Origin of the sequence: Desulfobulbus oligotrophicus (genome assembly GCF_016446285.1) — a bacterium.
Lineage (GTDB): Bacteria > Desulfobacterota > Desulfobulbia > Desulfobulbales > Desulfobulbaceae > Desulfobulbus > Desulfobulbus oligotrophicus.
Window position 1 is genome coordinate 1672788 of record NZ_CP054140.1, and the last position, 25032, is coordinate 1697819.

General features: G+C 47.4%; 32 protein-coding genes. All 32 read left to right on the forward strand.

The features are described from left to right. Positions 1–11: 11 nt before the first annotated feature. The 32 genes from rpoB (at position 12) to rpsM (ending at position 24995) form a co-directional block, all read left to right on the forward strand. Positions 12–4085, forward strand: coding sequence for a DNA-directed RNA polymerase subunit beta (rpoB, locus tag HP555_RS07525; protein ID WP_199261120.1), 4074 nt, complete (start codon positions 12–14; stop codon positions 4083–4085). Between the two features lie 95 nt (positions 4086–4180). After that, complete coding sequence (rpoC, locus tag HP555_RS07530) at positions 4181–8251, forward strand: DNA-directed RNA polymerase subunit beta' (protein WP_199261122.1); 4071 nt, start codon at positions 4181–4183, stop codon at positions 8249–8251. A gap of 104 nt (positions 8252–8355) precedes the next feature. Beyond that, positions 8356–8727 (forward strand): 30S ribosomal protein S12, encoded by a 372-nt coding sequence (gene rpsL / locus HP555_RS07535; RefSeq protein ID WP_199261124.1) that lies wholly within the window; start codon positions 8356–8358, stop codon positions 8725–8727. Between the two features lie 32 nt (positions 8728–8759). After that, a complete protein-coding gene (gene rpsG / locus HP555_RS07540; protein ID WP_199261126.1) occupies positions 8760–9233 on the forward strand; it encodes a 30S ribosomal protein S7 in 474 nt (157 codons plus the stop codon). Between the two features lie 124 nt (positions 9234–9357). After that, positions 9358–11436 carry an elongation factor G gene (fusA, locus tag HP555_RS07545; protein WP_199261128.1) on the forward strand — a complete coding sequence of 693 codons (2079 nt, stop codon included), beginning with the start codon at positions 9358–9360 and terminating at the stop codon, positions 11434–11436. A gap of 29 nt (positions 11437–11465) precedes the next feature. Then, positions 11466–12656 carry an elongation factor Tu gene (gene tuf / locus HP555_RS07550; RefSeq protein WP_199261106.1) on the forward strand — a complete coding sequence of 397 codons (1191 nt, stop codon included), beginning with the start codon at positions 11466–11468 and terminating at the stop codon, positions 12654–12656. A 13-nt stretch (positions 12657–12669) separates the two neighbouring features. Continuing rightward, on the forward strand, positions 12670–12981 hold the full coding sequence (gene rpsJ / locus HP555_RS07555; protein ID WP_199264516.1) for a 30S ribosomal protein S10: 312 nt from the start codon (positions 12670–12672) through the stop codon (positions 12979–12981). A gap of 72 nt (positions 12982–13053) precedes the next feature. After that, on the forward strand, positions 13054–13686 hold the full coding sequence (rplC, locus tag HP555_RS07560) for a 50S ribosomal protein L3 (RefSeq protein WP_199261130.1): 633 nt from the start codon (positions 13054–13056) through the stop codon (positions 13684–13686). Between the two features lie 29 nt (positions 13687–13715). Next, complete coding sequence (gene rplD, locus HP555_RS07565) at positions 13716–14339, forward strand: 50S ribosomal protein L4 (RefSeq protein WP_199261132.1); 624 nt, start codon at positions 13716–13718, stop codon at positions 14337–14339. Continuing rightward, positions 14336–14626: a 50S ribosomal protein L23 gene (rplW, locus tag HP555_RS07570; RefSeq protein WP_199261134.1), complete on the forward strand. Its 291-nt coding sequence runs from the start codon at positions 14336–14338 to the stop codon at positions 14624–14626. The genes rplD and rplW overlap by 4 nt, the downstream gene beginning before the upstream one ends. A 48-nt stretch (positions 14627–14674) precedes the next feature. Continuing rightward, positions 14675–15496, forward strand: a complete 822-nt coding sequence (rplB, locus tag HP555_RS07575; protein ID WP_199261136.1) for a 50S ribosomal protein L2 — start codon at positions 14675–14677, stop codon at positions 15494–15496. A gap of 17 nt (positions 15497–15513) precedes the next feature. Further along, positions 15514–15786, forward strand: coding sequence for a 30S ribosomal protein S19 (gene rpsS / locus HP555_RS07580; RefSeq protein WP_199261137.1), 273 nt, complete (start codon positions 15514–15516; stop codon positions 15784–15786). 39 nt (positions 15787–15825) lie between these two features. Further along, a complete protein-coding gene (rplV, locus tag HP555_RS07585) occupies positions 15826–16158 on the forward strand; it encodes a 50S ribosomal protein L22 (protein ID WP_199261146.1) in 333 nt (110 codons plus the stop codon). A gap of 53 nt (positions 16159–16211) precedes the next feature. Beyond that, positions 16212–16871: a 30S ribosomal protein S3 gene (gene rpsC / locus HP555_RS07590; protein ID WP_199261148.1), complete on the forward strand. Its 660-nt coding sequence runs from the start codon at positions 16212–16214 to the stop codon at positions 16869–16871. 55 nt (positions 16872–16926) lie between these two features. Then, a complete protein-coding gene (rplP, locus tag HP555_RS07595) occupies positions 16927–17343 on the forward strand; it encodes a 50S ribosomal protein L16 (RefSeq protein WP_199261150.1) in 417 nt (138 codons plus the stop codon). Beyond that, a complete protein-coding gene (gene rpmC / locus HP555_RS07600; RefSeq protein ID WP_199261152.1) occupies positions 17340–17534 on the forward strand; it encodes a 50S ribosomal protein L29 in 195 nt (64 codons plus the stop codon). The genes rplP and rpmC overlap by 4 nt, the downstream gene beginning before the upstream one ends. A 26-nt stretch (positions 17535–17560) precedes the next feature. Further along, complete coding sequence (gene rpsQ / locus HP555_RS07605; RefSeq protein WP_199261154.1) at positions 17561–17815, forward strand: 30S ribosomal protein S17; 255 nt, start codon at positions 17561–17563, stop codon at positions 17813–17815. Positions 17816–17874: 59 nt separating this feature from the next. Continuing rightward, on the forward strand, positions 17875–18243 hold the full coding sequence (rplN, locus tag HP555_RS07610; RefSeq protein WP_199261156.1) for a 50S ribosomal protein L14: 369 nt from the start codon (positions 17875–17877) through the stop codon (positions 18241–18243). A 32-nt stretch (positions 18244–18275) separates the two neighbouring features. Beyond that, positions 18276–18614 (forward strand): 50S ribosomal protein L24, encoded by a 339-nt coding sequence (gene rplX, locus HP555_RS07615; RefSeq protein WP_199261157.1) that lies wholly within the window; start codon positions 18276–18278, stop codon positions 18612–18614. A gap of 19 nt (positions 18615–18633) precedes the next feature. Beyond that, positions 18634–19176, forward strand: coding sequence for a 50S ribosomal protein L5 (gene rplE, locus HP555_RS07620; protein WP_199261159.1), 543 nt, complete (start codon positions 18634–18636; stop codon positions 19174–19176). A gap of 37 nt (positions 19177–19213) precedes the next feature. Next, positions 19214–19399 carry a type Z 30S ribosomal protein S14 gene (locus HP555_RS07625; protein ID WP_199261167.1) on the forward strand — a complete coding sequence of 62 codons (186 nt, stop codon included), beginning with the start codon at positions 19214–19216 and terminating at the stop codon, positions 19397–19399. A gap of 49 nt (positions 19400–19448) precedes the next feature. Next, the gene (rpsH, locus tag HP555_RS07630; RefSeq protein WP_199261169.1) at positions 19449–19847 is read left to right on the forward strand and encodes a 30S ribosomal protein S8; all 399 of its coding nucleotides are present in this window, start codon (positions 19449–19451) and stop codon (positions 19845–19847) included. Positions 19848–19874: 27 nt separating this feature from the next. Next, positions 19875–20417, forward strand: coding sequence for a 50S ribosomal protein L6 (rplF, locus tag HP555_RS07635; protein ID WP_199261171.1), 543 nt, complete (start codon positions 19875–19877; stop codon positions 20415–20417). Positions 20418–20436: 19 nt separating this feature from the next. Further along, on the forward strand, positions 20437–20802 hold the full coding sequence (rplR, locus tag HP555_RS07640; RefSeq protein WP_199261173.1) for a 50S ribosomal protein L18: 366 nt from the start codon (positions 20437–20439) through the stop codon (positions 20800–20802). A gap of 50 nt (positions 20803–20852) precedes the next feature. After that, positions 20853–21371: a 30S ribosomal protein S5 gene (gene rpsE / locus HP555_RS07645; RefSeq protein WP_199261175.1), complete on the forward strand. Its 519-nt coding sequence runs from the start codon at positions 20853–20855 to the stop codon at positions 21369–21371. 41 nt (positions 21372–21412) lie between these two features. Then, positions 21413–21568: a 50S ribosomal protein L30 gene (gene rpmD / locus HP555_RS07650; protein WP_269846870.1), complete on the forward strand. Its 156-nt coding sequence runs from the start codon at positions 21413–21415 to the stop codon at positions 21566–21568. A gap of 3 nt (positions 21569–21571) precedes the next feature. Continuing rightward, positions 21572–22009, forward strand: a complete 438-nt coding sequence (rplO, locus tag HP555_RS07655) for a 50S ribosomal protein L15 (protein WP_199261179.1) — start codon at positions 21572–21574, stop codon at positions 22007–22009. A gap of 3 nt (positions 22010–22012) precedes the next feature. Next, the gene (secY, locus tag HP555_RS07660) at positions 22013–23317 is read left to right on the forward strand and encodes a preprotein translocase subunit SecY (protein WP_199261181.1); all 1305 of its coding nucleotides are present in this window, start codon (positions 22013–22015) and stop codon (positions 23315–23317) included. A 6-nt stretch (positions 23318–23323) separates the two neighbouring features. Next, complete coding sequence (gene map / locus HP555_RS07665; protein ID WP_199261183.1) at positions 23324–24115, forward strand: type I methionyl aminopeptidase; 792 nt, start codon at positions 23324–23326, stop codon at positions 24113–24115. A gap of 89 nt (positions 24116–24204) precedes the next feature. Next, positions 24205–24444, forward strand: coding sequence for a translation initiation factor IF-1 (gene infA / locus HP555_RS07670; protein ID WP_199261185.1), 240 nt, complete (start codon positions 24205–24207; stop codon positions 24442–24444). Positions 24445–24463: 19 nt separating this feature from the next. Beyond that, positions 24464–24577, forward strand: a complete 114-nt coding sequence (gene rpmJ / locus HP555_RS07675) for a 50S ribosomal protein L36 (RefSeq protein ID WP_199261187.1) — start codon at positions 24464–24466, stop codon at positions 24575–24577. 49 nt (positions 24578–24626) lie between these two features. Further along, entirely contained in the window at positions 24627–24995 is a 369-nt protein-coding gene (gene rpsM / locus HP555_RS07680) for a 30S ribosomal protein S13 (protein WP_199261189.1), read from the forward strand. Positions 24996–25032 lie beyond the last annotated feature (37 nt).

The window sequence follows — 25032 nt, forward strand, 5'->3', positions numbered from 1 at the left end:
TTGAGGGGACTATGAGAAGAGTACGCAAAAGTTTTGCCAAAACACATCAAGTTATAGAGCCACCCCATCTCATAGCAATGCAGCGGGAGTCGTATGAGAGTTTCCTTCAGCGTGATGTTGCGCCTGAGCAACGACGTGACCAGGGATTACAGGCCATCTTTCAAAGTGTCTTTCCCATTACTGATTTTAATGGTCTCTGCTCGTTACAGTTTGTACGATACTCCTTTGGGGAACCTAAATATACGGTCTCTGAATGCGTAGTTCGCGGGATGACCTATGAAGCGCCGCTTAAAATTACAGTACGGCTCATCACCTTTGATGTTGACGAGGAGACCGGGGCTCAGTCGGTTCGCGATATCAAAGAGCAGGAAGTTTTTCTTGGCGCGCTGCCGCTCATGACTCAGGATGGAGTTTTTGTCATTAACGGCACTGAGCGGGTTATTGTTAATCAGCTGCAACGCTCTCCTGGTCTTTTTTATACACACGATGATGGGAAATCCCATGCTTCCGGAAAGCGTCTCTATTCAGCTCGTATTATTCCGGTTCGCGGTTCATGGCTGGACTTTGAGTTTGATATCAAAGATATACTGTATGTCCGCATCGACCGTCGCAGGAAACTGCCGGTCACTGTACTTCTCAAGGCATTGGGCTACAGTGATGAGGAGCTCCTCAATGATTTTTACTATTCGGACGAGATTCATTTTGATGGCCAGAATTATTCGATAGCCTTCAACACTGTCACCTTTGTTAACCAACGCCTGACAACCGATATTATCGATCCTGCCGACGGTTCTGTCATTGCCAAAACAGGCAAAAAGATAACCAAAACCCTTGCCAAAAAGATTGAAAATCTTGGCGACTGTTTTCTGCCGATCACCCTTGAAAATCTGTGCAGTCGAGTTTTTTCTCACGATGTGGTGAGTGAACAGACCGGTGAAGTCCTCGCAAAGTGTAATGAGCCTGTTACTGAGACTGCGCTGCAAGCCATTGCCGAAGCCGGGATCACTCAATTTTCTCTGCTTTATATCGATGGTACACACTTTAGCAGCTCATTTCGCGAAACACTGCTGGCTGATAAGATAAAAGACACTGATGACGCTCTTGTCGAAATATACCGGCGTTTACGTCCATCCAGCCCGCCTACTCTGGAAGTCGCTAAATCATTTTTTGAGAATCTTTTTTTTAACCCTGCCACCTATGATTTGTCTGAGGTCGGGCGATACAAGATAAATTCGAGGTTAGGGCTCAACACCGCAATTGAGGTGCGGGCTTTAACCAGGGAAGACATCGTTGAGAGTGTTCGGCACTTGGTACGTATTAAAGATGAGTTGAAAGATGGGGACGACATTGACCATCTTGGCAATCGTCGGGTACGAACAGTCGGTGAGTTGTGCGAAAATCAATTTCGCATGGGATTGGTCAGAATGGAGAGGGCAATCAAGGAGCGGATGACCCTTCAGGAAATTGAGACTTTAATGCCGCATGACCTGGTAAATCCTAAGCCGGTCACCTCTGCAATCAAAGAGTTTTTCGGCACCAGTCAGCTCTCTCAATTTATGGATCAGACTAATCCACTTTCAGAAGTGACCCATAAAAGAAGACTTTCCGCACTTGGACCGGGAGGTCTGTCCCGGGAACGAGCCGGTTTCGAGGTGCGGGACGTCCATCCAACCCATTATGGACGTATTTGTCCTGTTGAGACGCCGGAAGGACCGAATATCGGTCTTATCGTCAGTCTTGCCACCTATGCGACAGTCAATCCCTATGGCTTTATCGAGACCCCTTATCGACATGTTACAGATCGAACGGTCTCTGAAGACTACACCTACCTTTCCGCCTTACAGGAAGAGGAGCATATTATAGCCCCGGCCAATGTGGCCATGGCCGATGGTCGACTGGCCGATGATTATCTGATCGCTCGCCATGAAAGCGAGGTGTCCACAGTGGCGGCCGAAGAGGTAACCATGATGGATATTGCGCCTAATCAGATGGTTTCAATCGCTGCATCGCTGATACCGTTCCTCGAAAATGATGATGCTAACCGGGCCTTAATGGGCGCGAATATGCAACGTCAGGCAGTACCGTTGATCAAACCGACGGCTCCGGTCGTCGGGACCGGTGTTGAGCAGTATGTGGCGAGGGATTCCGGTGTGTGCCTGCTTGCCGGCGGTGACGGTGTGGTCGAGGAGGCTGATGCCAACAGAGTTGTTGTCCGTTACGATGAGCCGGGTGTTGATGGATTTGAGACCGGTGTCGGTGTTTATCATCTGTCTAAATATAAAAAATCAAATCAGAATACCTGTTTTAACCAAAGGGCCCTGGTGTACCCCGGTGATCGCGTTGTAAAAGGAACTGTTCTTGCCGATGGCCCATCTACCGAGAGTGGGGAGCTTGCACTCGGCAGAAATGTGACGGTTGCGTTCATGCCCTGGCGAGGTTACAACTTTGAGGACTCTATCCTGATTAATGAGCGGTTGCTGAAGGAGGATACCTTCACCTCGGTTCACATTGAAATTTTTGAGATCATGGCCCGGGATACCAAACTGGGCAAGGAAGAAATTACACGTGACATCCCAAATGTTGGTGAAGAGGGGTTGCGCAATCTTGATGACTCAGGGATCGTCCGTATAGGTGCTGAAGTTCGTTCCGGAGACATGCTGGTTGGCAAAGTCACGCCAAAGGGTGAGACCATGCTTTCTCCGGAAGAGAAGTTGTTGCGTGCAATCTTTGGCGAAAAGGCAAGTGATGTTAAAGACTCTTCCCTGCGCGTTCCTCCTGGTGTTGAAGGTGTGGTTATTGATGCCAAGGTGTTTTCCAGAAAGGGTGTTGATAAGGATGACCGCACTTTAATGATTGAGGAGATAGAAATTGATCGTCTCAATCGTGACATGGAAGATGAGCTGAGAAGCTTGAGGAAAGGCGTACGCAGTGCGTTTGTCCATCTGCTTGATGGCCGTACTGTGAAGAGTGATGTCAAGAACAAGAAGGGGAAGATTCTGCTCAAACTGGGCAAGCAGTTGACTGCGGATATTCTCAACCAGGTGAGCTTTGACGAGTTACAGGAGCTTGATTTTGCTGAGAAAGCAAAGTTTGCCGATGAAATTGAGACGATTTTTCACCGGTACGCGAGTCAGTCAATTCTTGTCCGCAACCGCTACCAGGGAATTGTGGAGCGAATGGAAAAGGGCGATGACCTTCCCCCGGGCGTTGCCAAAATGGTTAAAATATATGTGGCAACAAAGCGCAAACTGGCTGTTGGTGATAAAATGGCCGGCCGGCATGGCAACAAGGGTGTTGTTTCCCGGTTGTTACCTGAAGAGGATATGCCGTTTTTTGCCGATGGCACCTCTGTTGACCTTGTTCTCAATCCATTGGGTGTGCCCTCCCGAATGAACGTCGGCCAGGTACTTGAGTGCCATCTTGGCTATGCTGCAAAGAAACTTGGCGAAGAGTTGTCGGCAATTGCAAGACGAAACGAGATCGGGCTTTTGAAACAACGTTTGCAATTCCTTTATTCTCCTGAGGAGTACGCCAAAATTACCGAGGGGATGAGTGATGCTGAGCTGCTGGATTATATGGCAAAGCATATGCACGGTATTCTTGTCGCCACACCGGTTTTCGACGGTGCTTCAGAAATGGAGATCAGAAAGTTGCTGGTGGAAGCCAGTGGCAGCGAGGATGGTCAGGTAACGCTTTATGATGGTTTAACCGGTGAACCTTTTGATAACCAGGTAACGGTTGGGACCATGTATATGTTGAAATTGCATCATTTGGTTGACAATAAAATTCATGCCCGTTCAACAGGTCCTTACTCTTTGGTTACCCAGCAACCTCTCGGCGGGAAGGCTCAGTTCGGGGGACAGCGACTTGGTGAGATGGAAGTGTGGGCAATGGAGGCGTATGGCGCGGCCTATACGCTCAAAGAGTTCCTCACCGTAAAGTCTGATGATGTTGAAGGACGAACGACAATGTACGAGAAAATTGTCAAAGGCAACAACTTTCTGGAAACAGGCATGCCGGAATCTTTCCATGTTCTTGTAAAGGAGCTCAAAGGGCTTTGTTTAGATATTGAATTGCAAGAATAGTCTGAGAGTGCTGAACATTGTGAGTAAATTATGGCGGCATCGGGTCGCAAAATTTAACGCAACCGGATCGATTTGAACTGTAAATAGGTGATTACGTGGAAGAACTGTTTAGTTTTTTTGCAAAGCCAAAGGGTCCTGTAACTTTCAACAAAGTGAGGATTTCTCTCGCTTCTCCGGAAAAGATCAGAGAGTGGTCCCATGGAGAAGTAAAAAAACCTGAAACAATTAATTATCGTACCTTTAAACCGGAGCGTGATGGGCTCTTCTGTGCCAAAATCTTTGGCCCGGTTAAGGACTATGAGTGTAATTGCGGTAAGTATAAACGGATGAAACACCGTGGTGTTGTTTGTGAAAAATGCGGTGTTGAGGTTATCCAGTCAAAGGTTCGTCGAGAAAGATTAGGACATATCGAACTCGCTGCGCCAGTCGCACATATCTGGTTTCTCAAGAGTTTGCCATCGAAAATCGGGGCTATTCTTGACATGACCCTGAAACAGCTGGAGCGTATTCTTTACTTTGAGGCATATGTTGTTGTTGCCTCCGAGGTTGACGAGTTACCCGCCAGCACGCTGCTGAATGAGGAGCAGTACCGAGTTGCCCTTGAGGAGCATCCCGGTAAATTTAGAGTAGGCATTGGTGCTGAGGCTATTCGCGAGCTGCTTGTATCGTTAGATTTGAAGCAGTTGTCCGACACCTTGCGTCAGGAAATGAAAGAAACCGGTTCGGTAACCAAACGTACTAAATTCGGAAAACGGCTCAATGTAGTCGAGGCATTTCGTGACTCCGGCAATCGTCCGGAATGGATGATCCTTGAGGTTATTCCCGTCTTACCACCGGATTTACGGCCACTTGTCCCTTTGGAGGGCGGTCGTTTTGCAACCTCGGATCTCAACGATCTGTACCGACGGGTTATTAATCGGAATAACCGTTTGAAAAGGCTGCTCGAACTTGATGCCCCCGATATCATCATTCGCAACGAGAAGCGGATGTTGCAAGAGGCGGTGGATGTTCTGTTCGACAACGGTCGCCGCGGGCGAACCATTACCGGACCGAACAAGAGACCCCTTAAGTCGCTTTCAGACATGTTGAAGGGTAAGCAGGGGCGGTTCCGACAGAATCTGTTGGGCAAGCGTGTCGATTATTCCGGTCGTTCAGTTATTGTTGTTGGACCACATCTTCGGCTTCACCAGTGTGGACTGCCCAAGAGGATGGCTTTAGAGCTGTTTAAGCCCTTCATTTACAACAAATTAGAGCGGGAAGGTTATGTAACGACCATTAAAAGCGCTCGAAAAATGGTGGAAAAGGGCGTCAAGGAAGTATGGGATGTGCTTGATGATATTGTGCAGGAATACCCGGTTATCCTCAACCGTGCTCCAACTCTGCACCGCTTGGGCATGCAGGCGTTTGAGGTTGTCCTCATCGAAGGCAAGGCTATCCAGCTGCATCCGTTGGTGTGCGCTGCGTTTAATGCCGACTTCGACGGTGATCAGATGGCCGTTCATGTTCCTCTTTCAGTTGAGGCACAGGTCGAAGCACGCGTCCTGATGATGTCCACTAACAATATTTTATCCCCGGCAAACGGTGTCCCTATCATAATTCCAAGTCAGGACATCGTTCTTGGATTGTACTATATGACCCGTGAGCGTGTCGGTATGAAAGGCGAAGGTTCAATTTTCGGATCTCCTGCCGAAGCCCGCGTAGCGTATGATCACGGGGCCGTCCACATGCAGGCCATGGTTAAAGTCCGGGTTAGGGATACCCTTGTTGATACCACCGTCGGTCGGATTCTGGTGGGAGAGCTGTTGCCCCATAAAGTCCCGTACTCACTGGTTAATAAAGAGTTGGTCAAAAAAGAATTATCTTTTCTGATCGACTATGTGTATCGGCACTGTGGAACCAAGGACACCGTTATTCTCGCCGATCGATTGAAAGATCTGGGGTATGAACATGCAACTCGGGCCGGTATTTCAATTTGTATAAATGACATGAAGATTCCTGTCCGCAAAGAGGAGTTTGTGGAGGATGCGGAACGTGAGGCCGCTGATGTTGACCAGCAATATGCGGATGGTCTGATCACTGATGGAGAGAAATATAACAAGATTATCGATATCTGGTCGAAAGCCACGGATAAGATCACCAAGGAGATGATGGATGAAATGGCCGTGGAGTACGTGGCCGATTCTTCAGGAGTGGTACGCGATATAAAGAGTTTTAACACCGTGTATATCATGGCTGATTCCGGTGCCCGCGGTTCCAAAGATCAGATTCGACAGCTGGCGGGTATGCGAGGGCTCATGGCAAAACCGTCCGGTGAGATTATCGAAACACCGATTAAGGCCAATTTTCGGGAAGGATTAAGTGTCCTTGAGTACTTTATCTCAACTCATGGAGCTCGTAAGGGACTGGCGGATACGGCACTGAAAACGGCCAACTCCGGTTATTTAACCCGAAGGCTTGTTGATGTTGCCCAGGACACGACCATTGTGATGAAAGATTGCCAGACAATGCGCGGTACTTTGGCAGAACCTCTGATTGAGGGTGGCGAGGTTATAGTGCGCATCGGTGAACGTATTCTTGGTCGTGTAGCTCTGGAAGACGTTGTCGACCCGCACACCGGCGAGATGCTGGTGGAAATGGATGAGGAGATCACTGAGGATCGGGTTGAGGCCATTGAAGCGGCGGGTATTGATCGGGTTTATATCAGATCTGTACTGACCTGTGAGGCTAAGCGTGGAATTTGTGCCATGTGCTATGGTCGTGATCTTGGACGTGGGCACATGGTTAACATCGGTGAAGCGGTGGGCATTATAGCTGCTCAGTCCATTGGCGAGCCGGGCACACAGCTGACCATGCGTACATTCCATATCGGTGGCACGGCCCGAGGAGCAGTGGAGCAGGCAGAGGTCCGTACGCAACGAGGAGGACAGATCTGCTATAAGAATCTGCATGCAATTGTCAATGATGAGGGGTTTCAGGTGGCGATGAGCCGTAATGCCGAAATCACCGTGCTGGACGATTTGGGTGTGGATAGGGAACGATTCCCAGTCCCCTATGGGGCAACACTCCGGATTCGTGAGGGCCAATCAGTCGATCCGGGTACTGTCATAGCTGATTGGGATGCCTTTTCCATTCCCATTGTCGCCGAAGTCGGCGGTAAGATAAAGTATGGTGATGTGGTTGAAGGTGATACCATGCAGGAGCGTGTCGATCAGATCACTGGAAAGGCAAGCAAGGTGATTACACCGGGTACGTCAGCCAAGCAGATGAACCCTCGCATTTCACTCAAGGATGAGCGCGGTAGAACTGTCAAGCTGCCCGGGGAGGAGGTAGCAGCCCGTTATCCCCTTCCTATTGGTTCGATTATCACGGTCAATGAGCATGACATGGTTTCTCCGGGAACGGTTATTGCCAAGATTCCACGTGAGACAACCAAAACAAAAGACATCACCGGTGGTCTGCCTCGGGTTGCCGAGTTGTTTGAAGTTCGTAAACCAAAGGAGCCGGCAATTATATCGGAGGTTGACGGGAGGGTCAGTTTCGGCAAGGACCTCAAAGGTAAACGTCGGGTGATCGTGACTCCTGAAATTGGCGAGCCTAAGGAGTATTTGATACCAAAGTCGAAGCACATCACTGTCCATGAGAATGATAGAGTGGAAGCGGGTGATCCTCTAATGGAAGGAATTCGTCTGCCCGCCGATATCCTGCAGGTGAAAGGTGCAGAGGAACTGGCGCGCTTTTTAGTGAATGAGATTCAAGAGGTCTATCGTCTCCAGGGAGTAAAAATAAACGATAAACATATCGAGACAATTGTGCGGCAAATGCTGAAAAGAGTACGGATTTCTGATGCTGGAGATTCACGATTCGTGCTTGATCAGCAAATTGAGTGGTGGAAATTCCAGGAGGAAAACGAGCGTTTACTGCGTGAAGGGCTGCAGCCCGCTTCGGCGGAACCGCTACTGTTGGGTGTGACTAAGGCTTCTCTGTCAACAGATTCATTTATATCTGCCGCTTCTTTCCAGGAGACAACCAAGGTGTTGACGAATGCGGCAATGGCGGGAAAAGTTGATGATCTTTCCGGATTAAAAGAGAATGTGATCATGGGGAGGTTGATAACCGCTGGGACAGGGTTGACGCGGTACAGGTTGCATGAGGAGAAAGAAGAGTGACGAATATAGACGTTGATTTTCCATTTACATTGTATTATAATTATTCCTTTATATATTTTTGTTTAGCAAAAGAGCACCGTGCTACTTTCTGAGGAGCTGACTGCATGCCTACGATTAACCAATTGGTCAGAAATCGACGCAAGAAGATAACCAAAAACACCAACACTCCCGCCTTGCAGAGTTGTCCGCAAAAGCGCGGGGTCTGTGTCCGGGTGTATACGACGACTCCCAAGAAGCCGAACTCGGCTTTGCGAAAAGTTGCAAGGGTTCGTCTGACAAACGGAATTGAGGTTGCTTCTTATATACCAGGGATTGGACACAACCTGCAGGAGCACTCGGTTGTGCTCATTCGAGGTGGTCGTGTTAGGGACTTGCCGGGTGTTCGGTATCATATTGTACGTGGAACCCTGGATACACTCGGGGTTAACGAGCGGCGGCAGGGTCGATCAAAATATGGGGCTAAGCGCCCTAAATAAATTTCGTCACATGATGTGGGGCGGGTGAAGGTATGCCTAGAAAGAAGATGTTGGAAAAGCGGTCGGTTGCTCCTGATCCAAGGTATAATTCGGTGTTGGTGGCAAAATTTACTAACGGGCTGATGGTTGCGGGTAAAAAGACCGTTGCCAGGCGGCTCTTTTATGATGCCATGAGTATCGTCGGCAACAAGCTGCCCGATCAGGAGCCGCTCGTTGTTTTTGAAGAGGCCATGGAAAATGTCAGGCCACGGGTTGAGGTGAAGAGCCGGCGTGTTGGTGGGGCGACTTATCAGGTGCCCGTAGAGGTACGTCCGGAGCGAAGAAATGCGCTGGCCATCAGATGGATTATAAATAATTCAAAAGGGCGATCCGGTCAAACCATGTCGGAGCGACTGGCTGCCGAATTGCTGGATGCTTTTAATAATCGAGGTGCCTCGGTTAAGAAAAAAGATGATACGCATAAAATGGCTGAGGCAAACAAGGCTTTCGCACATTACCGTTGGTAACAGGATTTTAGCTGCGTGTGCAGGAAAGTGGATTGACAAAGAGAGGGTTCTGGGTTAAAAACAACGGCATTTTTCTGAAGCTTTAAGCTGGAGGATGTTGTTTACGTAGAGCAGGGTGAAGGTAGTGGCAGGGGGAGAACCATTAGCCAGTGTGCGCAATATAGGCATAATGGCCCATATCGATGCGGGAAAGACAACCACTACCGAGCGTATCCTGTTTTACACTGGTCGCTCTCATAAGTATGGAGAAGTTCATGATGGTGCGGCGATCATGGACTGGATGGAGCAGGAGCAGGAGAGAGGGATAACGATCACTTCAGCCGCCACGACCTGCAATTGGCGAAACCACCGGATCAACATTATTGACACTCCCGGTCATGTTGATTTTACAGTCGAAGTTGAACGCAGCTTGCGTGTGCTGGATGGGGTTGTTGCTGTTTTTTGTGCTGTTGGTGGTGTGGAGCCGCAATCTGAAACTGTTTGGAGGCAGGCGGACCGCTATAAGATTCCGCGAATTGCCTTTGTTAATAAGATGGATAGGGTCGGGGCATCGTTTCACGGGTGCCTCGAGGAAATTGAAGATCGATTGGGCGCTAATCCAGTGGCGGTCAACCTCCCGATCGGTTGTGAAGAGACCTTCTCCGGGGTCATCGATTTGGTGGAGATGCAGGCACTCCGATTCGATGAGGCGTCCCTGGGGCAGGTGGTTATCAGTGAACCTATACCAGATTCACTAGTTGGCGAATCATCGGCTGCCCGAATGACACTCCTCGAGAAGTTGGCCGACTTCGATGAGGGGGTCATGGAAAAATATTTAAATGATCAAGAGATCCCTTCTGACGAGCTTCGTGCAGCTTTGCGTAAAGCAACGCTTGCTCTTGAGGTCGTGCCGGTGCTTTGCGGGTCTGCATTCAAGAATAAAGGGGTGCAGCCCCTGCTTGATGCCATAACAGCTTATCTGCCGTCACCTGTTGATATTCCGCCGGTTGAAGGGCTGGATAAAAAAGGGGAGACGCTGGTACGTAAGGCTGGTGCGGATGAACGGTTATGCGGGTTGGTTTTTAAACTGCAAACAGATCCCTATGTAGGAAACCTGGCCTTTATTCGTATCTATTCCGGGGTGCTGAGGGTGGGTGACAGGGTAACAAACCCTCGTAACGGAAAGACTGAAAAGATTCCGAAACTTTTAAAGCTTCATGCCAATAAACGCGAAGAGGTTGATTGTATATCAGCAGGCGATATCGGCGCTGTGGCGGGTCTGAAGTTTACCGGCACCGGAGATACTCTTTGCGCTTTGGGCGATTATATACTGTTGGAGCGGATACAGTTTCCTGAGCCGGTAATAGGCATTGCCATTGAACCGAAGACAAAGGCGGATGAAAAGCATCTTGCTGAAAGTCTGTCTAAGATCGCCCAGGAAGACCCAAGTTTCAAGATTACAGTCAGTGACGAAACTGGGCAGACAATAATAGCAGGCATGGGGGAGCTGCACCTGGATATTATTGTCGAGCGACTTGTGCGTGACTTTAAGGTGGCCGCTAATATTGGTAAGCCGCAGGTTGCCTATCGAGAGAAAATCACACAGCCATGCAGGGCTGAGGGTCGGTTTGAATCGATGGGGACTGGCAAGGAACAGTTCGGTCATGTTGAAATAGAACTGTTGCCCGGGGAAAAAGGATCAGGGAATCAATTTTACTGCTGCGTTGATGAGGATGTTATACCCTCTGCCTTTGTTGAGACAATACGTAAAGGGGTATTGGGTAGCTTTGATTCCGGGCCACTGGTCGGTTATCCGATGATTGATGTTGTTGCAAGGTTGGTTGGTGGTTCGTACGATGAAAACAAGTCGACGGACATGGCCTTCGGCGTTGCCGCTACAGTGGCTTCCCGAAAGGCTGCGGTGCAGGGGCATCCTGTGTTGCTGGAGCCGGTGATGGATCTCCAGATTGTGTCTCCTGAAGAGTATTTGGGTGATGTGCTGAACGACCTGAATAAAAAAGGTGCTCAGGTGCAGGGCGTGGAAGTCGAACGCGGTAGACAGCTTATATTTGCTAAGGCACCACTGGCAGAGTTGTTTGGATATTCGACGGATTTACGTTCAGCCACCCAGGGCAGAGCGACGTTTACAATGATTTTCAGTGAATTTGCAGTGGTCCCTGATAGGCGAGCTGAAGTCACTCTGCAGAAAATAAAAGGGGTCTAACTGCAAAATTTAAGATCAAGGTGTATGAGATGGCGAAAGAGAAATTTACCCGGACGAAGCCGCATGTCAATGTCGGAACGATTGGTCATATTGATCATGGTAAAACTACCACGACTGCTGCGATAACCCGTGTTTTGTCCACCAAGGGTATGGCTAAGTTCACGGAGTTTAACGAGATTGACAAGGCTCCTGAGGAGAAGGAACGTGGAATAACCATCGCCACCTCGCATGTTGAATATGAGACCGAGAGTCGTCATTACGCTCACGTTGACTGTCCGGGTCATGCTGACTACATCAAGAACATGATCACCGGTGCTGCCCAGATGGATGGTGCGATTCTTGTGGTTGCGGCGACCGACGGTCCTATGCCTCAGACACGGGAGCACATTTTGCTAGCCCGTCAGGTTGGTGTTCCGGCGATAGTTGTCTTTTTGAACAAGTGCGACATGGTTGATGATCCCGAGCTGATCGAGCTTGTGGAGATGGAGCTTCGTGAGCTGCTTGACAAGTATGATTTTCCTGGTGACGAGATTCCGATCATCCAGGGTTCAGCTTTGCTGGCACTTGAGAATCCTGAGGATGAAGAGAAGGCGAAGTGCATCTGGGATCTGATGGCAGCTGTTGACAGTTATGTACCTCAACCTGAGCGTGCGATTGACAAGCCGTTTTTAATGCCTGTTGAGGATGTTTTTTCAATCTCTGGTCGTGGTACGGTTGCGACCGGTCGAATTGAGCGCGGTGTTGTCCACGTTGGGGACGAGGTTGAGATCGTTGGCATTCGGCCGACAGTGAAGACCACCTGTACCGGTGTGGAGATGTTCCGCAAGTTGCTTGATGAGGGTCAGGCCGGTGACAATATTGGTGCATTGTTGCGTGGTGTTAAGCGTGAGGAGATAGTTCGCGGTCAGGTTTTAGCGAAGCCGGGTTCGATCAAGCCGTACAAGAAGTTCAAGGCTGAGTGTTATATATTGACCAAGGAAGAGGGTGGTCGCCACACGCCGTTTTTTAACGGTTATCGTCCTCAGTTTTATTTTCGGACCACCGATGTCACGGGTGTCTGCACCCTGGATGAGGGTGTAGAGATGGTTATGCCTGGTGACAACATTCATATTACTGGTGAGCTGATCACCCCGATCGCCATGGAGGCTGGCCTTCGTTTTGCGATTCGGGAAGGCGGTCGTACTGTAGGCGCCGGCGTTATTAGCGAAATTATTGGATAAGAGGCCACTGATGATTCCTGCAGATAAAATTCGTATCAGATTGAAAGGGTACGATCACAAGCTACTTGACCTTTCCACAAAAGAGATAGTTGATACCGCGAGGCGAACAGGTGCCACAATTGTCGGGCCTATACCACTGCCCACCAGTATCAGTAAATATACGGTGTTGAGATCACCGCATGTTGACAAGAAATCCCGTGAACAGTTTGAAATGCGGACCCACCGGCGACTGTTGGATATACTTGAACCGACGCAGCAAACCATTGACTCTCTCATGAAGCTTGAGTTGTCGGCCGGGGTTGATGTTGAAATTAAATTACCATGATCTGGCAAGTATGATGCTGTTCGCCAAGGTATAAGCATCTCTAATGTTTAAGAATGGAAGCTGGGTAAACAAATGCCGAATTCGATTGGAATTTTAGGAAGAAAGCTTGGAATGACCCGAGTATACGATGAAAATGGTCGCTCTGCGCCTGTGACGGTCATAGAAGCGGGACCTTGTAGGATCCTGCAGATAAAGACCAAGGCAAAGGAGGGCTATAATGCGCTCCAGTTGGGTTTTCTTGAAAAGAAAAGCCAACGGCTGAATAAGCCGGAAGCCGGACATTTTAAGCGATCCGGTGGTAAGGGTTATTACCATATTAAAGAATTCAAGGTAAATGACCCAGATGCTTATGAAGTGGGGCAGACCGTTCAATTGGCCGACATTTTCTCGGTGGGTGACCTCGTTGATGTGTCGGGCAAAAGTAAAGGCCGGGGGTTTCAAGGCGTTGTTAAACGCTATGGCTATCGGGGCGGTCGAAAGACGCATGGTTCAACGTTTCATCGTGCCCCGGGATCAATTGGATGTAGTGCTACTCCTGGAAGGGTGGTCAAAGGGAAAAAGCTTCCCGGAAGAATGGGTAACGAGTTGGTCACCAAAAAAAATGTAAAGGTCATAGACATTCGCGTTGAGGAAAATGTCCTGCTTTTGCATGGTGCTGTGCCTGGTGGTAAACAAGGTGTCCTCAATATTTGTCCAAAGCCCTGATATCTGGAATTGTGCTTAAGGAGATTCCCATGGCTGTCTGTACAGTTCTAAATTCTCGCGCTGAAAAGGTCGGCGAGATTGAGTTAAATGATGCATTGTTCAATGTAACAGTAAACACCGGAGTTTTGCATGAAGTCGTTTGTATGCAAAGAGCAAACAGGCGCAGTGGTAATGCAAGCACGAAGACCCGCGGTGAGGTGAGAGGCGGCGGAGCGAAACCTTGGCGTCAAAAAGGAACCGGCCGGGCTCGTGCAGGGAGCAGGAGGTCGCCGTTGTGGCGTGGAGGCGGGACTGTTTTTGGTCCGAGACCTAAGGATTACAGCTATACTCTACCTAAAAAGGTAAGAAAGCTGGCTCTGAAGATGGCTTTAAGCGCACGTCATCAGGAGGGAAATCTGGTTGTCATTGATGCGTTTGAGCTGCCTGAGGTTAAAACAAAAGGATTTCTCGGGGTTATGTCCAACTTTGCATTCAAAAACTGCCTGATAGTCACCGATCAGGTTGACCAGACGGTCTCCTTATCCGCACGAAATGCAGTGGGATTCAAGGTGCTTCCGGTAGCCGGCCTGAATGTATACGACATCTTAAAGTATTCAAAACTTATGCTTGTCCAGCCGAGTGTGCCCAAAATAGAAGAGAGGTTGATGGCGTGAAAACAGTCTACAAAATTCTGGAACGTCCGTGTCTGACTGAAAAAGGGAATCTTCTTCAGGAAACTGAAAATAAGGTTGTGTTGAAGGTAAACACTCGCGCCAATAAAATTGAAATAAAAAATGCCGTCGAAAAACTTTTCGATGTTAAGGTGGCCAAAGTTGCCACTACGAACATGGTTGGCAAGAAAAAACGAGTAGGTGTCAAGTCGATAGGTCGAACAAGCAATTGGAAAAAGGCTTATGTCACTCTTGCTGAAGGGAAAATTAATTTTCTGGATGAGCTTTAAAACGTTCCTGATTGATCACCTAAGCTGAGATTATACATAGGAAACACAATGTCTATAAAAATCCACAAACCAACATCTCCTGGCCAGCGCAATCATGTGTCCGTTCGTCAAGAAGTGCTTTCTGATAAAAAGCCTGAAAAGGGTTTGCTCGAACCCCTCAAGCAATCGGGGGGGCGCAACGTTTACGGTAGGATAACCGCCCGTCATCGAGGCGGCGGCCATAAAAGAAAGTACAGAATTATAGATTGGAAGCGGAACAAAGTCGGTGTCACGGCTACTGTCCAGGCAATTGAATATGACCCGAACCGATCAGCAAACCTTGCGTTGCTTAATTATGCAGATGGTGAAAAAACCTATATTCTTGCCCCGAATGGTCTTGCCGTAGGGGACTTGGTTGTTGCTGGGAAAGACGCTGATATTAAACTTGGCAACTGTTTGCCGATGATCAATATACCGTTGGGTACCGTTATTCATAACATTGAGATGAAAATCGGTAAGGGGGGGCAACTGGTTCGTTCAGCTGGTGCTTCCGCTCAGCTGATGGCCAAAGACGGGAACCAGGTATCAGTCAAGCTCCCTTCCGGTGAGGTGAGAAAGTTTCATAAAGACTGTAGAGCCTGTATTGGCCAGGTCGGTAACCCAGAGCACTCAAGTCAGAAGTTGGGTAAAGCGGGGAGGAGCAGGTGGCTCGGTATACGTCCTTCGGTACGGGGGGTTGCCATGAACCCGGTCGATCATCCCATGGGGGGTGGGGAAGGCAGGAGTTCGGGTGGAAGGCAGCCATGTTCACCCTGGGGCATGCCTTCTAAGGGGTTCAAGACGAGAAAGCGAAAGAAGTCAGACCGCGACATTGTCAATAAACGCGGCTAATTGAGGAGAATTCACACATGGCCCGATCTGTCAAAAAAGGCCCCTTTGTCGATGATCACCTTCTGAAAAAGGTGGAGAACGCACAAGCAACAGGGTCACGAAAAGTTATTAAAACATGGTCACGTAGGTCGGATATACTGCCTGAAATGGTTGGGTTGACATTTGCCGTCCACAACGGAAACAAGTTCATCCCAGTCTATGTCACCGAAAACATGGTTGGACATAAACTCGGAGAATTCGCACCGACAAGAACCTACTATGGGCATGCCTCCGACAAAAAAGGCAGATAAGCTCATAACATTTAAGATATTGCTTTGAGGAGTCGAACGATGGAAACAAAAGCCGTCGCTAGAAATATCCGCATTTCACCACAAAAAGCGCGTCTGGTTGCCGATGTCGTTCGAGGAATGAATGCTGGAGCAGCTGTTACAACCCTGCGTTTTATGCCCAAAAAAGCAGCAAGAATAATACGTAAGGTGTTGGAGTCTGCGGTGGCAAACGCAGATCAGCTTGAATCGGTTGACGTTGACAACCTTTTTATAAAAGAGATTACAGTTGATGGCGGCCCGATGTTGAAAAGATTCAGGCCTCGTGCTCAGGGACGTGCTACTCGTATTTTAAAAAGGACGAGTCATATTTCTATAACTGTGACTGAGCCTTAAGCAAAAATAAAAAAGATAAAGCAGCAATTAACAGTGAGGAACGGAGGCGTATCTTGGGACAAAAAGTCAATCCAATAGGGCTGCGAATAAATATCACTCGATCCTGGGAATCTATTTGGTATGCAGACAAAGAGTATGCCAAAAATCTTCATCAGGATCAGCTCATTCGTAAATACCTGAAGCAGCGGCTCTATCATGCTGGAGTTTCCCGTATAATTATCGAACGTACCGGTGAAAAGGTTAAAATTAAACTGTTCACAGTACGTCCAGGTATTGTTATCGGCAAAAAAGGTGCTGAAATTGAAAATCTGAAAAAAGAACTGGAAAAGAAGTTTCAGCGTCCATGTTTCATAGATATCCAGGAAGTACGCCGCCCGGAAGCTGATGCCCAGTTAGTTGCTGAAAATATTGCTTCCCAGCTTGAACGACGGGTGGCCTTTCGTCGGGCCATGAAAAAGTCGATTAACTCTGCCTTACGATTTGGCGTGCAAGGTATTAAAGTGTCATGTTCGGGTCGCTTGGGCGGTGCGGAAATGTCACGAACGGAATGGTTCAAGGAAGGGCGGGTTCCACTGCATACACTTAGAGCGGATATTGATTACGGAACAGCTGAGGCTAAAACAACCTACGGAATAATTGGTGTTAAGGTCTGGATATTCAAAGGGGAAATACTTGCTGCGGAAAAGGAACCTGTTCTTGAGCAATCTCTGTAGAGTGCAAGAATCAACCTCATTTTTTCGTTTGTATTTGAACTAGGAGCTAGAAGTTATGTTAAGCCCACGAAAAGTTAAATATAGAAAACAGTTTAAAGGAAGAATGCGTGGGGAAGCTTACCGGGGTTCTGAGCTGACCTTCGGCGATTTTGCCCTTAAGGCAGTCGGGCGAGGCCGGATAACCTCTCAACAGATAGAGGCAGCTCGTATAGCTATTAACAGACGGGCGAAACGTGGTGGCCAGCTGTGGATCAGGGTTTTTCCGGATAAACCCATCACTAAAAAGCCTGCTGAAACACGAATGGGCAAGGGGAAAGGGTCGCCGGATCATTGGGTGGCAACTGTCCGTCCCGGCAGAATCCTGTATGAGATAAAGGGGGTACCTGAAGAGGTTGCGAGAGAGGCCCTGCGTCTTGCTGGTTTTAAACTCCCATTTCCTACCACAGTTATCAGTAAGAGTGAGACTATATGAAGATCAAAGAGTTGCGTTCTCTTTCCGGTGAAGAACTCCTGAAAATGAATCAGGATTTATCTGAAGACCTTTTTAGATTACGTTTTAAACATGGGATCCGAAGGTTGGAAAACCCGGCCAAGCTTCAGTCGCTACGTAAAGATATAGCGAGGATCAAAACCATACTCACTGAAAAACAAATGGATAGCTAAGAAAATAACTGCGAGCGGATGAGAAGATGAGCAAGCAAGTGAAAAAAAATCGGCAGGGCTTCGTTGTAAGTAACAAGATGGACAAGAGCGTTGTTGTGGTCGTTGAGCGTAAGGTCCCTCATAAATTATATGGGAAGTATATACGCCAGCGGATCAGATATATGGCACATGATCCGGAAAACCAGTGCCAAATCGGCGATATTGTTCTTATTGAAGAGTGTCGACCGCTTTCCAAACGAAAACGATGGCTTGTACGTAATATCATCCAACACGCCGCTTAACGTACATTGAGCTTCAATATATCATTAGCGATGGATAACATATTGTATCGGGTGAGTTTATGATCCAGACAGAAACCGTATTAAATGTCGCCGATAATTCCGGTGCCAAGAAAGTACTCTGTATAAGGGTACTGGGCGGGACACGAAAACGTTACGCAGGTATAGGTGATATAATCCTTGTCACTGTTAAGGAAGCAATTCCTCATGCAAAGGTCAAGAAAGGTGATTTGCTTCATGCCGTGGTGGTTCGAACGGCTAAGTCAATCAAGCGACCTGAAGATACCTTTGTCAAGTTTGACGAAAATGCTGCGGTGTTGCTTGCAAGTAATGGAGAGCCTGTAGGGACACGAATTTTTGGTCCTATTGCAAGGGAGTTGCGTTCTCTCGGCTTTATGAAAATCATATCTCTTGCGCCAGAAGTCTTATAAGGCACAGCTACCGCAGTATAGAGGCAGATATAATGGAACACGGAAAGTGCAGATTAAAGGTAAACGACAAGGTTGAAGTGATTGCCGGCAAGGACAAGGGCAGGGTCGGCAAAATTTTGAGAATAGACAATAAACATAGCCGTGTCGTGGTCGAACGTATCAACATTGTCAAAAAACACCAGAAAGCCACGGATGCAACCCAGTCCGGCCAGATAATCGAGAGAGAAGCAGGAATTCATATTTCCAATGTAATGCTTGTCTGTCCTGAGTGTGTTGAGACTGTCCGGATAGGAAAACAGATCCTGACAGACGGCACGAAGGTGAGGATTTGCAAGAAATGTCAAGCAACGATTGAAACGCCAAAAAAATGAGGCTGGTGACGGAGACAAGATGTCTACTTTAAGAGAACATTATAATAAAGAAATCAAGGCCTCCTTGCAGAAAGAGCTCGGTATTTCTAACGTCATGCAAACCCCGAAAGTTGAGAAGATTGTTTTGAGTATGGGGTTGGGTGAAGGTGTGCAAAATCCTAAAGCGGTGGATAAGGCTGCTGAGGAGCTATCGTTGATCGCTGGACAAAAGGCGGTGGTCACCCGTGCAAAAAAGTCGATTGCGACCTTTAAGCTGCGTGCCGGAATGCCGATCGGTGCCAGGGTTACTCTCCGTGGAGATCGGATGTACGATTTTTTGTCCCGGTTGGTGAATATCGCTTTGCCACGTGTAAGGGACTTCAGAGGGGTTTCTTCGAAAGGTTTTGATGGTCGCGGGAATTACTCTTTGGGGGTTGCAGAGCATATTATATTCCCTGAAATTGATTATGACAAAATAGATCAAATACGCGGGCTGAATATCACTATAGTGACCAATACACAATCTGATGAACATGCACGAATTCTTTTAAGCGAGATTGGCATGCCGTTTCGGAAAAAATAAATTTAGGACACTTGAATTAAGGTTTTAGGAGGGATCAGTGGCAAAAAAATCACTCATTGCCAAAGCTGAAAGGGCACCAAAGTTTTCTGTTCGCGCGTACAACCGTTGTCCTTTGTGTGGACGTTCCAGAGCGTATTTGCGCAAGTTTGGAATTTGCAGACTCTGTTTTCGTAAACTCGCCTCCAAGGGTGAGATCACCGGTGTCACTAAATCAAGTTGGTAGAAGCAAAAAGAACTGATACCTGCCTTATCATTTTAATAGAGGTACCATCATGTCAATGAGTGACCCTTTAGCCGATATGCTAACTAGAGTCAGGAATGCAACAAAAGCCGGATTTTCAACAGTTGAAATACCACTGTCCAATCTAAAGGTTGATGTTGCAAAGGTAATGAAACAAGAAGGGTATATTGCCGATTACTCCGTAAACGAGAGTGGTGTTCAGGGCGTTTTAAAAATTGATTTAAAATATGGTGAGAACAACGAGACTGTCATCAAGGGGTTAAGGCGCGTGAGCAAGCCCGGGTGTCGTCGATATCATCGATCGGATAAAATACCTAAAGTAATGAGTGGGTTGGGCGTTGCCATACTGACTACCTCCAAAGGAGTCATCACCGATAAGCAAGCTCGACAAGATAATGTGGGTGGCGAACTGCTTTGTGAGATTTGGTAATCCTATTGTGTGAATAAGGAAAAGAGCATGTCTAGAATTGGAAAAATGCCTATAACAGTACCCAAAGGGGTGACTGTTGAAATACAGGGAACAAATATTAAGGTTACCGGCACAAAAGGCGTTCTTGAAAGAGATGTGCGCCCCGAAATAGAGCTGGAACTTACCGAAAACCAACTTGTGTGTAAACCTAAGGGGACCAGCAAACGTGTTTTAGCACTGTGGGGGCTCACCCGTTCTCTGATCGACAATATGGTAACCGGGGTAAGTACTGGTTTTACCAAAAAATTGCTCGTTGAAGGAGTGGGGTATCGCGCAAGTGTGCAGGGGAATACCCTGACGTTGAATGTAGGTTATTCGTCAGCAGTTAATTATCAGTTACCTGACGGGGTTGCTGCAGTTACCGAGAAGGATAACTCAATCACTCTGCATGGTATCGATAAAGAGCTTGTCGGGTTAACCGCTGCTCAAATTCGCCACATCAGAAAACCTGAACCTTATAAGGGCAAAGGAATCCGGTATGCGGATGAATATGTTGCTCGTAAGGTTGGTAAAGCTGGTGGTGCAAAATAACGTAATCAAGTGACTTATCATGGCAAAGACAAGCTCGAAAGTAACAGCACGAAGAAAAAGGGTACAACGGATCAGAGTGAAAATCTCAGGTACTTCCGAGAAACCACGAATGAGGATCTTCAGAAGTAACCGCAATATCTATGCTCAGCTCATAGATGATGTGCACGGAAAGACCCTGGCTGCCTGCTCTACCGGCGATAAAGGGTTTGCAACGGATGACCCGGCAGATAAAAGTCAACAGGCTCGACAAGTCGGACTTCTTATAGCCGCCAGAGCGAAAGATCTCGGCATTACAAAGGTCGTCTTCGACCGAGGCGGATATCTGTACCATGGGCGTGTTAAAGCTCTCTCCGAGGGTGCTCGAGAAGGCGGGTTGCAATTTTAATGTAGGTGACAACTAAACTCATAAGGTTCTAATGAACGTGGGGGTGTTTCTTGGCTGAATTTAAACGAGCTAAAGAGGAAGCTCAAGAAGAGCTTATTGAGAAGATAGTCTATATCAACCGAGTTGCAAAGGTTGTTAAAGGCGGCAGGCGCTTTAGTTTTAGTGCAATAGTTGTCGTCGGTGATGGTAACGGTAATGTAGGATACGGCCTTGGAAAAGCGAATCAGGTCCCCGAAGCAATACGCAAAGGGATTGAACAGGCGCGAAAAGATATGAGAAAGGTTTCGTTGACCGACGTATCAATCCCCCACAACATCACTGGTAAGTTTAAATCCGGCTCTGTCATGTTAAGGCCCGCCGCAGACGGTACTGGTCTGATTGCCGGTGGTGCTGTACGAGCGGTGTTAGAAGCTGCCGGGGTGCAGAATGTCCTCACCAAATGTCTTGGATCGAATAATCCGCATAATTTAGTCAAGGCAACTTTAGACGGACTGCGGAACTTGAGGACAGTGGAGGAAGTGGCCAGGCTTCGCGGGATCGATGTGCAAGAGATAGCAGTAAACCAGTGAGTTATAAGGTAAACGTTATGAAGGAAACTGTAACATTCTCCATGATTCGAAGCAGTATCGGGAGTACTCAAAAAGTACGTGCCATATTGACAGGGCTGGGGCTCTCTAAAATGCACAGGAAGGTTACCAGGAAGAACACCAAGGAATTGCGTGGGATGTTGGCGAAAGTGCAACACCTCGTCAAAATTGAGGATTAAGTCATGTTAACGTTGAACAATCTTGTTCCGGCTGAAGGGTCCCGTCGTCCCAAGAAACGTGTCGGCAGGGGGCCTGGGAGTGGTTTGGGAAAGACATCGGGACGAGGTCATAAAGGTGCTCGTTCACGCTCAGGATACAAGATCCATCCTGGGTTTGAAGGCGGTCAGATGCCCTTGTACCGGCGGCTGCCCAAGCGTGGCTTTACTAACCTCTTTAAGAAAACGTACACCCTTGTCTCGCTCGATCAGCTTAACACCTTTGAAGCTGGCAGCGTTGTTAATACTGAGGCGCTCGTTGCAGCTGGAATTCTTGATAAAAATGGGCCCGTTAAAGTATTGGCGAATGGTGAGATAACCAAAGCACTGACAATAGAACTAGAAAAAATCAGCCATGGGGCAAAAGAGAAAATAATTGCAGCTGGCGGGGTTATAAAGGAATAATCGATGAGTGGAATTGCCAGAGCCGCGAGTATACCTGAACTGCGCAAGAGGGTAATATTTACCCTCTTGATGCTGTTCGTATACCGAATGGGGGTGCAAATACCTACCCCTGGAATAAATGGGGAAGCCCTTGCAGCATTTTTTGAGCAAAATGCGAGTACCCTTTTTGGCATGTTCAACATGTTTTCAGGTGGGGCACTGGAAAATTTTTCCATTTTTGCCCTCGGCATCATGCCATACATTTCAGCATCGATTATAATTCAGTTGCTGACTGTTGTTGTCCCTCATCTGGAAGCCCTCTCCAAAGAAGGAGAGTCTGGTCGTAGAACCATCACCAAATATACTCGTTACGGTACAGTTCTTCTCTCTGTTGTACAGGGATTTTTTATTGCCAGTGGACTCGAAGGCATGACGAGTCCCAATGGTGTACCGATTGTCATTGATCCAAGTCTTCAATTCAAACTGTTAACGGTTTTAACCCTGACGTCAGGGACCGCTTTCATTATGTGGCTTGGTGAACAGATGACCGAACGGGGCATTGGTAACGGGATATCGATGATAATTTTTGCCGGTATCGTTGCCCGGATGCCTGCAGCGGTTGCTCACACTGTCGAGCTTATGCGGTCAGGAGAACTGTCTCTGCTCTTTTTGCCAGTCATCATCACCATGATGGCCATGGTCGTGGGACTTATCATTTTCATAGAAACTTCTCAACGACGTATACCTATTCAGTACGCAAAAAGAGTTGTCGGCAGGAGGGTATACGGTGGACAAAGTTCTCATCTGCCGATGAAAATTAATGTGTCAGGTGTTATACCACCGATTTTCGCCTCCTCAATCATGATGTTTCCAGCGACTATCGGCTCTTTTATTAAGATTGATTGGGTGCAGCAGGTGTCTGCTATCCTTTCTCCGGGCACAATTTTTTACTACATACTCTTTCTGACTCTGATTGTTTTCTTTTGTTTTTTCTATACGGCCGTTACCTTTAAGCCAGATGACGTTGCTGAAAATCTTAAAAAAAATGGCGGGTTTATACCTGGAATCCGACCCGGGAAAAAAACAGCTGAATTCCTCGACAAAGTTTTAGTCCGGATTACGGTTGTCGGCGCAGTATATCTTGGTACTGTGTGCATAATGCCAACCCTGCTCATCGAGAAGTTGAATGTTCCTTTTTACTTTGGAGGAACGGCCTTACTTATCGTTGTTGGGGTCTCCATTGATACCATCGCTCAAATTGAATCACACGTGGTAATGAGAAACTATGATGGCTTTATGAAATCAGGGCGGATCAAAGGGAGACGTTAGTTTATTGTGGTTGGATCAGAATCAAGCAACAGTATTACTTTAAAAACAGCAGAAGAGATTGAGCTGCTTTTTCATGCAAACCAGATTGTCGCCGGTGTACTACATCTGCTGGAACAGACAATTCAACCAGGTATTACCACTTTTCAGCTCGATAAACTAGCGGAGGAATTCTGTCATGATCATGATGGCATTCCAGCTTTCAAAGGGTACAGGGGATTTCCCGCAAGTCTTTGTGCTTCAGTCAATGAGGAAGTTGTGCATGGAATACCATCCAAGCGCAAGGTATTAAGAGAAGGTGATATAGTCTCCCTTGATTTCGGTGTACTCTATCAAGGCTTCTATGGTGATTCGGCGATTACTGTTCCAGTTGGCCAGATCAATACTATGACATCCACGTTGATTGAAACCACAAAAATTGCTCTGTACAAAGGGATTGAACAGGCAGTTGTGGGGAATAGAGTTTCTGATATATCAAGAGCAGTCCAGCAGGTTGCAGAGCAGGCCGGGTTTTCTGTGGTTCGCCAATTTGTGGGACATGGAATTGGCAGCAACCTTCATGAGCCACCCGAGATCCCTAATTACGTCCAACGGCATGCTTCGCCGAGACTTGCCGCAGGTATGGTCCTGGCAATCGAACCTATGGTCAATATGGGGGCGGCTGGAGTTAAAATACTAAAAGATCAGTGGACGGTGGTTACACAAGATAATAAATGGTCAGCCCATTTTGAACACAGTATCACCATCACAACGGAAGGCCCAAGGATACTAAGTGAGCTTGATCAGAGCAAACATGATTAGTTGACAGCATATATGCTAAAATACTTGAAACAAAAAAAGTAATTATTTATAATGACTTTTTTTGTGACTCATTAGGAGTGATGTAGCTTATGGCCAAAGAAGAAGCCATAGAAGTCGAAGGTACCATCATAGAGCCCTTGCCAAACGCTATGTTCCAGGTTGAACTAGATAACGGACATAGAGTTTTGGCACATATTTCGGGAAAGATGCGGATGCACTATATTAAAATTCTTCCCGGAGACAGGGTGACGGTAGAACTTTCCCCTTATGATTTAACGAGAGGTAGGGTTACTTTCCGAGCAAAGGGCGGAAAGGGAAAAAGTAAATAGAGTTTGTTTGAGGCGTGAGATGAAAGTGCGATCTTCTGTTAGAAAAATATGCAGTGGCTGCAAAATATATAAAAGAAAAGGAGTTGTACGAGTGTCTTGTGTTAACAAGAAACACAAACAACGCCAAGGCTGAAGTTACGGCTTAAGGATTAAAGTTAAGTTACTTAAAAAGGAGTACGGACTTGGCACGTATAGCTGGGGTAGACTTACCAAGAAATAAGCACATGGATCGGGCCTTGACATACATCTATGGTATAGGTCTGACATCGGCCCGTCAGATTCTTGACAAGGCCGATCTGCCATATCAAATGAACAGTGATGATTTAAGTGCCGATGATATCAACCGGGTACGTATTGTAATTGAGAACGAATACTTGGTTGAGGGCGATAGGCGACGTGAAGTGTCGATGGATATAAAACGCCTGATGGATCTAGGGTGTTATCGGGGGAGACGACACCGAAGAGGTTTGCCGGTTAATGGGCAGAGAACCAAGACAAATGCACGTACACGAAAAGGTCCTCGCAGGGGCGCTGCGATCCGTAAAAAATAATATAAATGTCGGTTAACCTGATAAGGCCGACGAGGTA

Bases quoted from the DNA above. Each gene is read 5' to 3' on its own strand.
- rplX (WP_199261157.1), top strand. From the start codon at position 18,276: ATGGAACACGGAAAGTGCAGATTAAAGGTAAACGACAAGGTTGAAGTG.
- rpsS (WP_199261137.1), top strand. From the start codon at position 15,514: ATGGCCCGATCTGTCAAAAAAGGCCCCTTTGTCGATGATCACCTTCTG.
- rplO (WP_199261179.1), top strand. From the start codon at position 21,572: ATGTTAACGTTGAACAATCTTGTTCCGGCTGAAGGGTCCCGTCGTCCC.
- infA (WP_199261185.1), top strand. From the start codon at position 24,205: ATGGCCAAAGAAGAAGCCATAGAAGTCGAAGGTACCATCATAGAGCCC.
- rpsG (WP_199261126.1), top strand. From the start codon at position 8,760: ATGCCTAGAAAGAAGATGTTGGAAAAGCGGTCGGTTGCTCCTGATCCA.
- rpmJ (WP_199261187.1), top strand. From the start codon at position 24,464: ATGAAAGTGCGATCTTCTGTTAGAAAAATATGCAGTGGCTGCAAAATA.
- rplC (WP_199261130.1), top strand. From the start codon at position 13,054: ATGCCGAATTCGATTGGAATTTTAGGAAGAAAGCTTGGAATGACCCGA.
- rplE (WP_199261159.1), top strand. From the start codon at position 18,634: ATGTCTACTTTAAGAGAACATTATAATAAAGAAATCAAGGCCTCCTTG.
- rplN (WP_199261156.1), top strand. From the start codon at position 17,875: ATGATCCAGACAGAAACCGTATTAAATGTCGCCGATAATTCCGGTGCC.
- rpoB (WP_199261120.1), top strand. From the start codon at position 12: ATGAGAAGAGTACGCAAAAGTTTTGCCAAAACACATCAAGTTATAGAG.
- rplD (WP_199261132.1), top strand. From the start codon at position 13,716: ATGGCTGTCTGTACAGTTCTAAATTCTCGCGCTGAAAAGGTCGGCGAG.
- rpmD (WP_269846870.1), top strand. From the start codon at position 21,413: ATGATTCGAAGCAGTATCGGGAGTACTCAAAAAGTACGTGCCATATTG.
- rplV (WP_199261146.1), top strand. From the start codon at position 15,826: ATGGAAACAAAAGCCGTCGCTAGAAATATCCGCATTTCACCACAAAAA.
- secY (WP_199261181.1), top strand. From the start codon at position 22,013: ATGAGTGGAATTGCCAGAGCCGCGAGTATACCTGAACTGCGCAAGAGG.
- rpsQ (WP_199261154.1), top strand. From the start codon at position 17,561: ATGAGCAAGCAAGTGAAAAAAAATCGGCAGGGCTTCGTTGTAAGTAAC.
- rplP (WP_199261150.1), top strand. From the start codon at position 16,927: ATGTTAAGCCCACGAAAAGTTAAATATAGAAAACAGTTTAAAGGAAGA.
- tuf (WP_199261106.1), top strand. From the start codon at position 11,466: ATGGCGAAAGAGAAATTTACCCGGACGAAGCCGCATGTCAATGTCGGA.
- rpsL (WP_199261124.1), top strand. From the start codon at position 8,356: ATGCCTACGATTAACCAATTGGTCAGAAATCGACGCAAGAAGATAACC.
- rplF (WP_199261171.1), top strand. From the start codon at position 19,875: ATGTCTAGAATTGGAAAAATGCCTATAACAGTACCCAAAGGGGTGACT.
- rplR (WP_199261173.1), top strand. From the start codon at position 20,437: ATGGCAAAGACAAGCTCGAAAGTAACAGCACGAAGAAAAAGGGTACAA.
- rplB (WP_199261136.1), top strand. From the start codon at position 14,675: ATGTCTATAAAAATCCACAAACCAACATCTCCTGGCCAGCGCAATCAT.
- rpsH (WP_199261169.1), top strand. From the start codon at position 19,449: ATGTCAATGAGTGACCCTTTAGCCGATATGCTAACTAGAGTCAGGAAT.
- rpmC (WP_199261152.1), top strand. From the start codon at position 17,340: ATGAAGATCAAAGAGTTGCGTTCTCTTTCCGGTGAAGAACTCCTGAAA.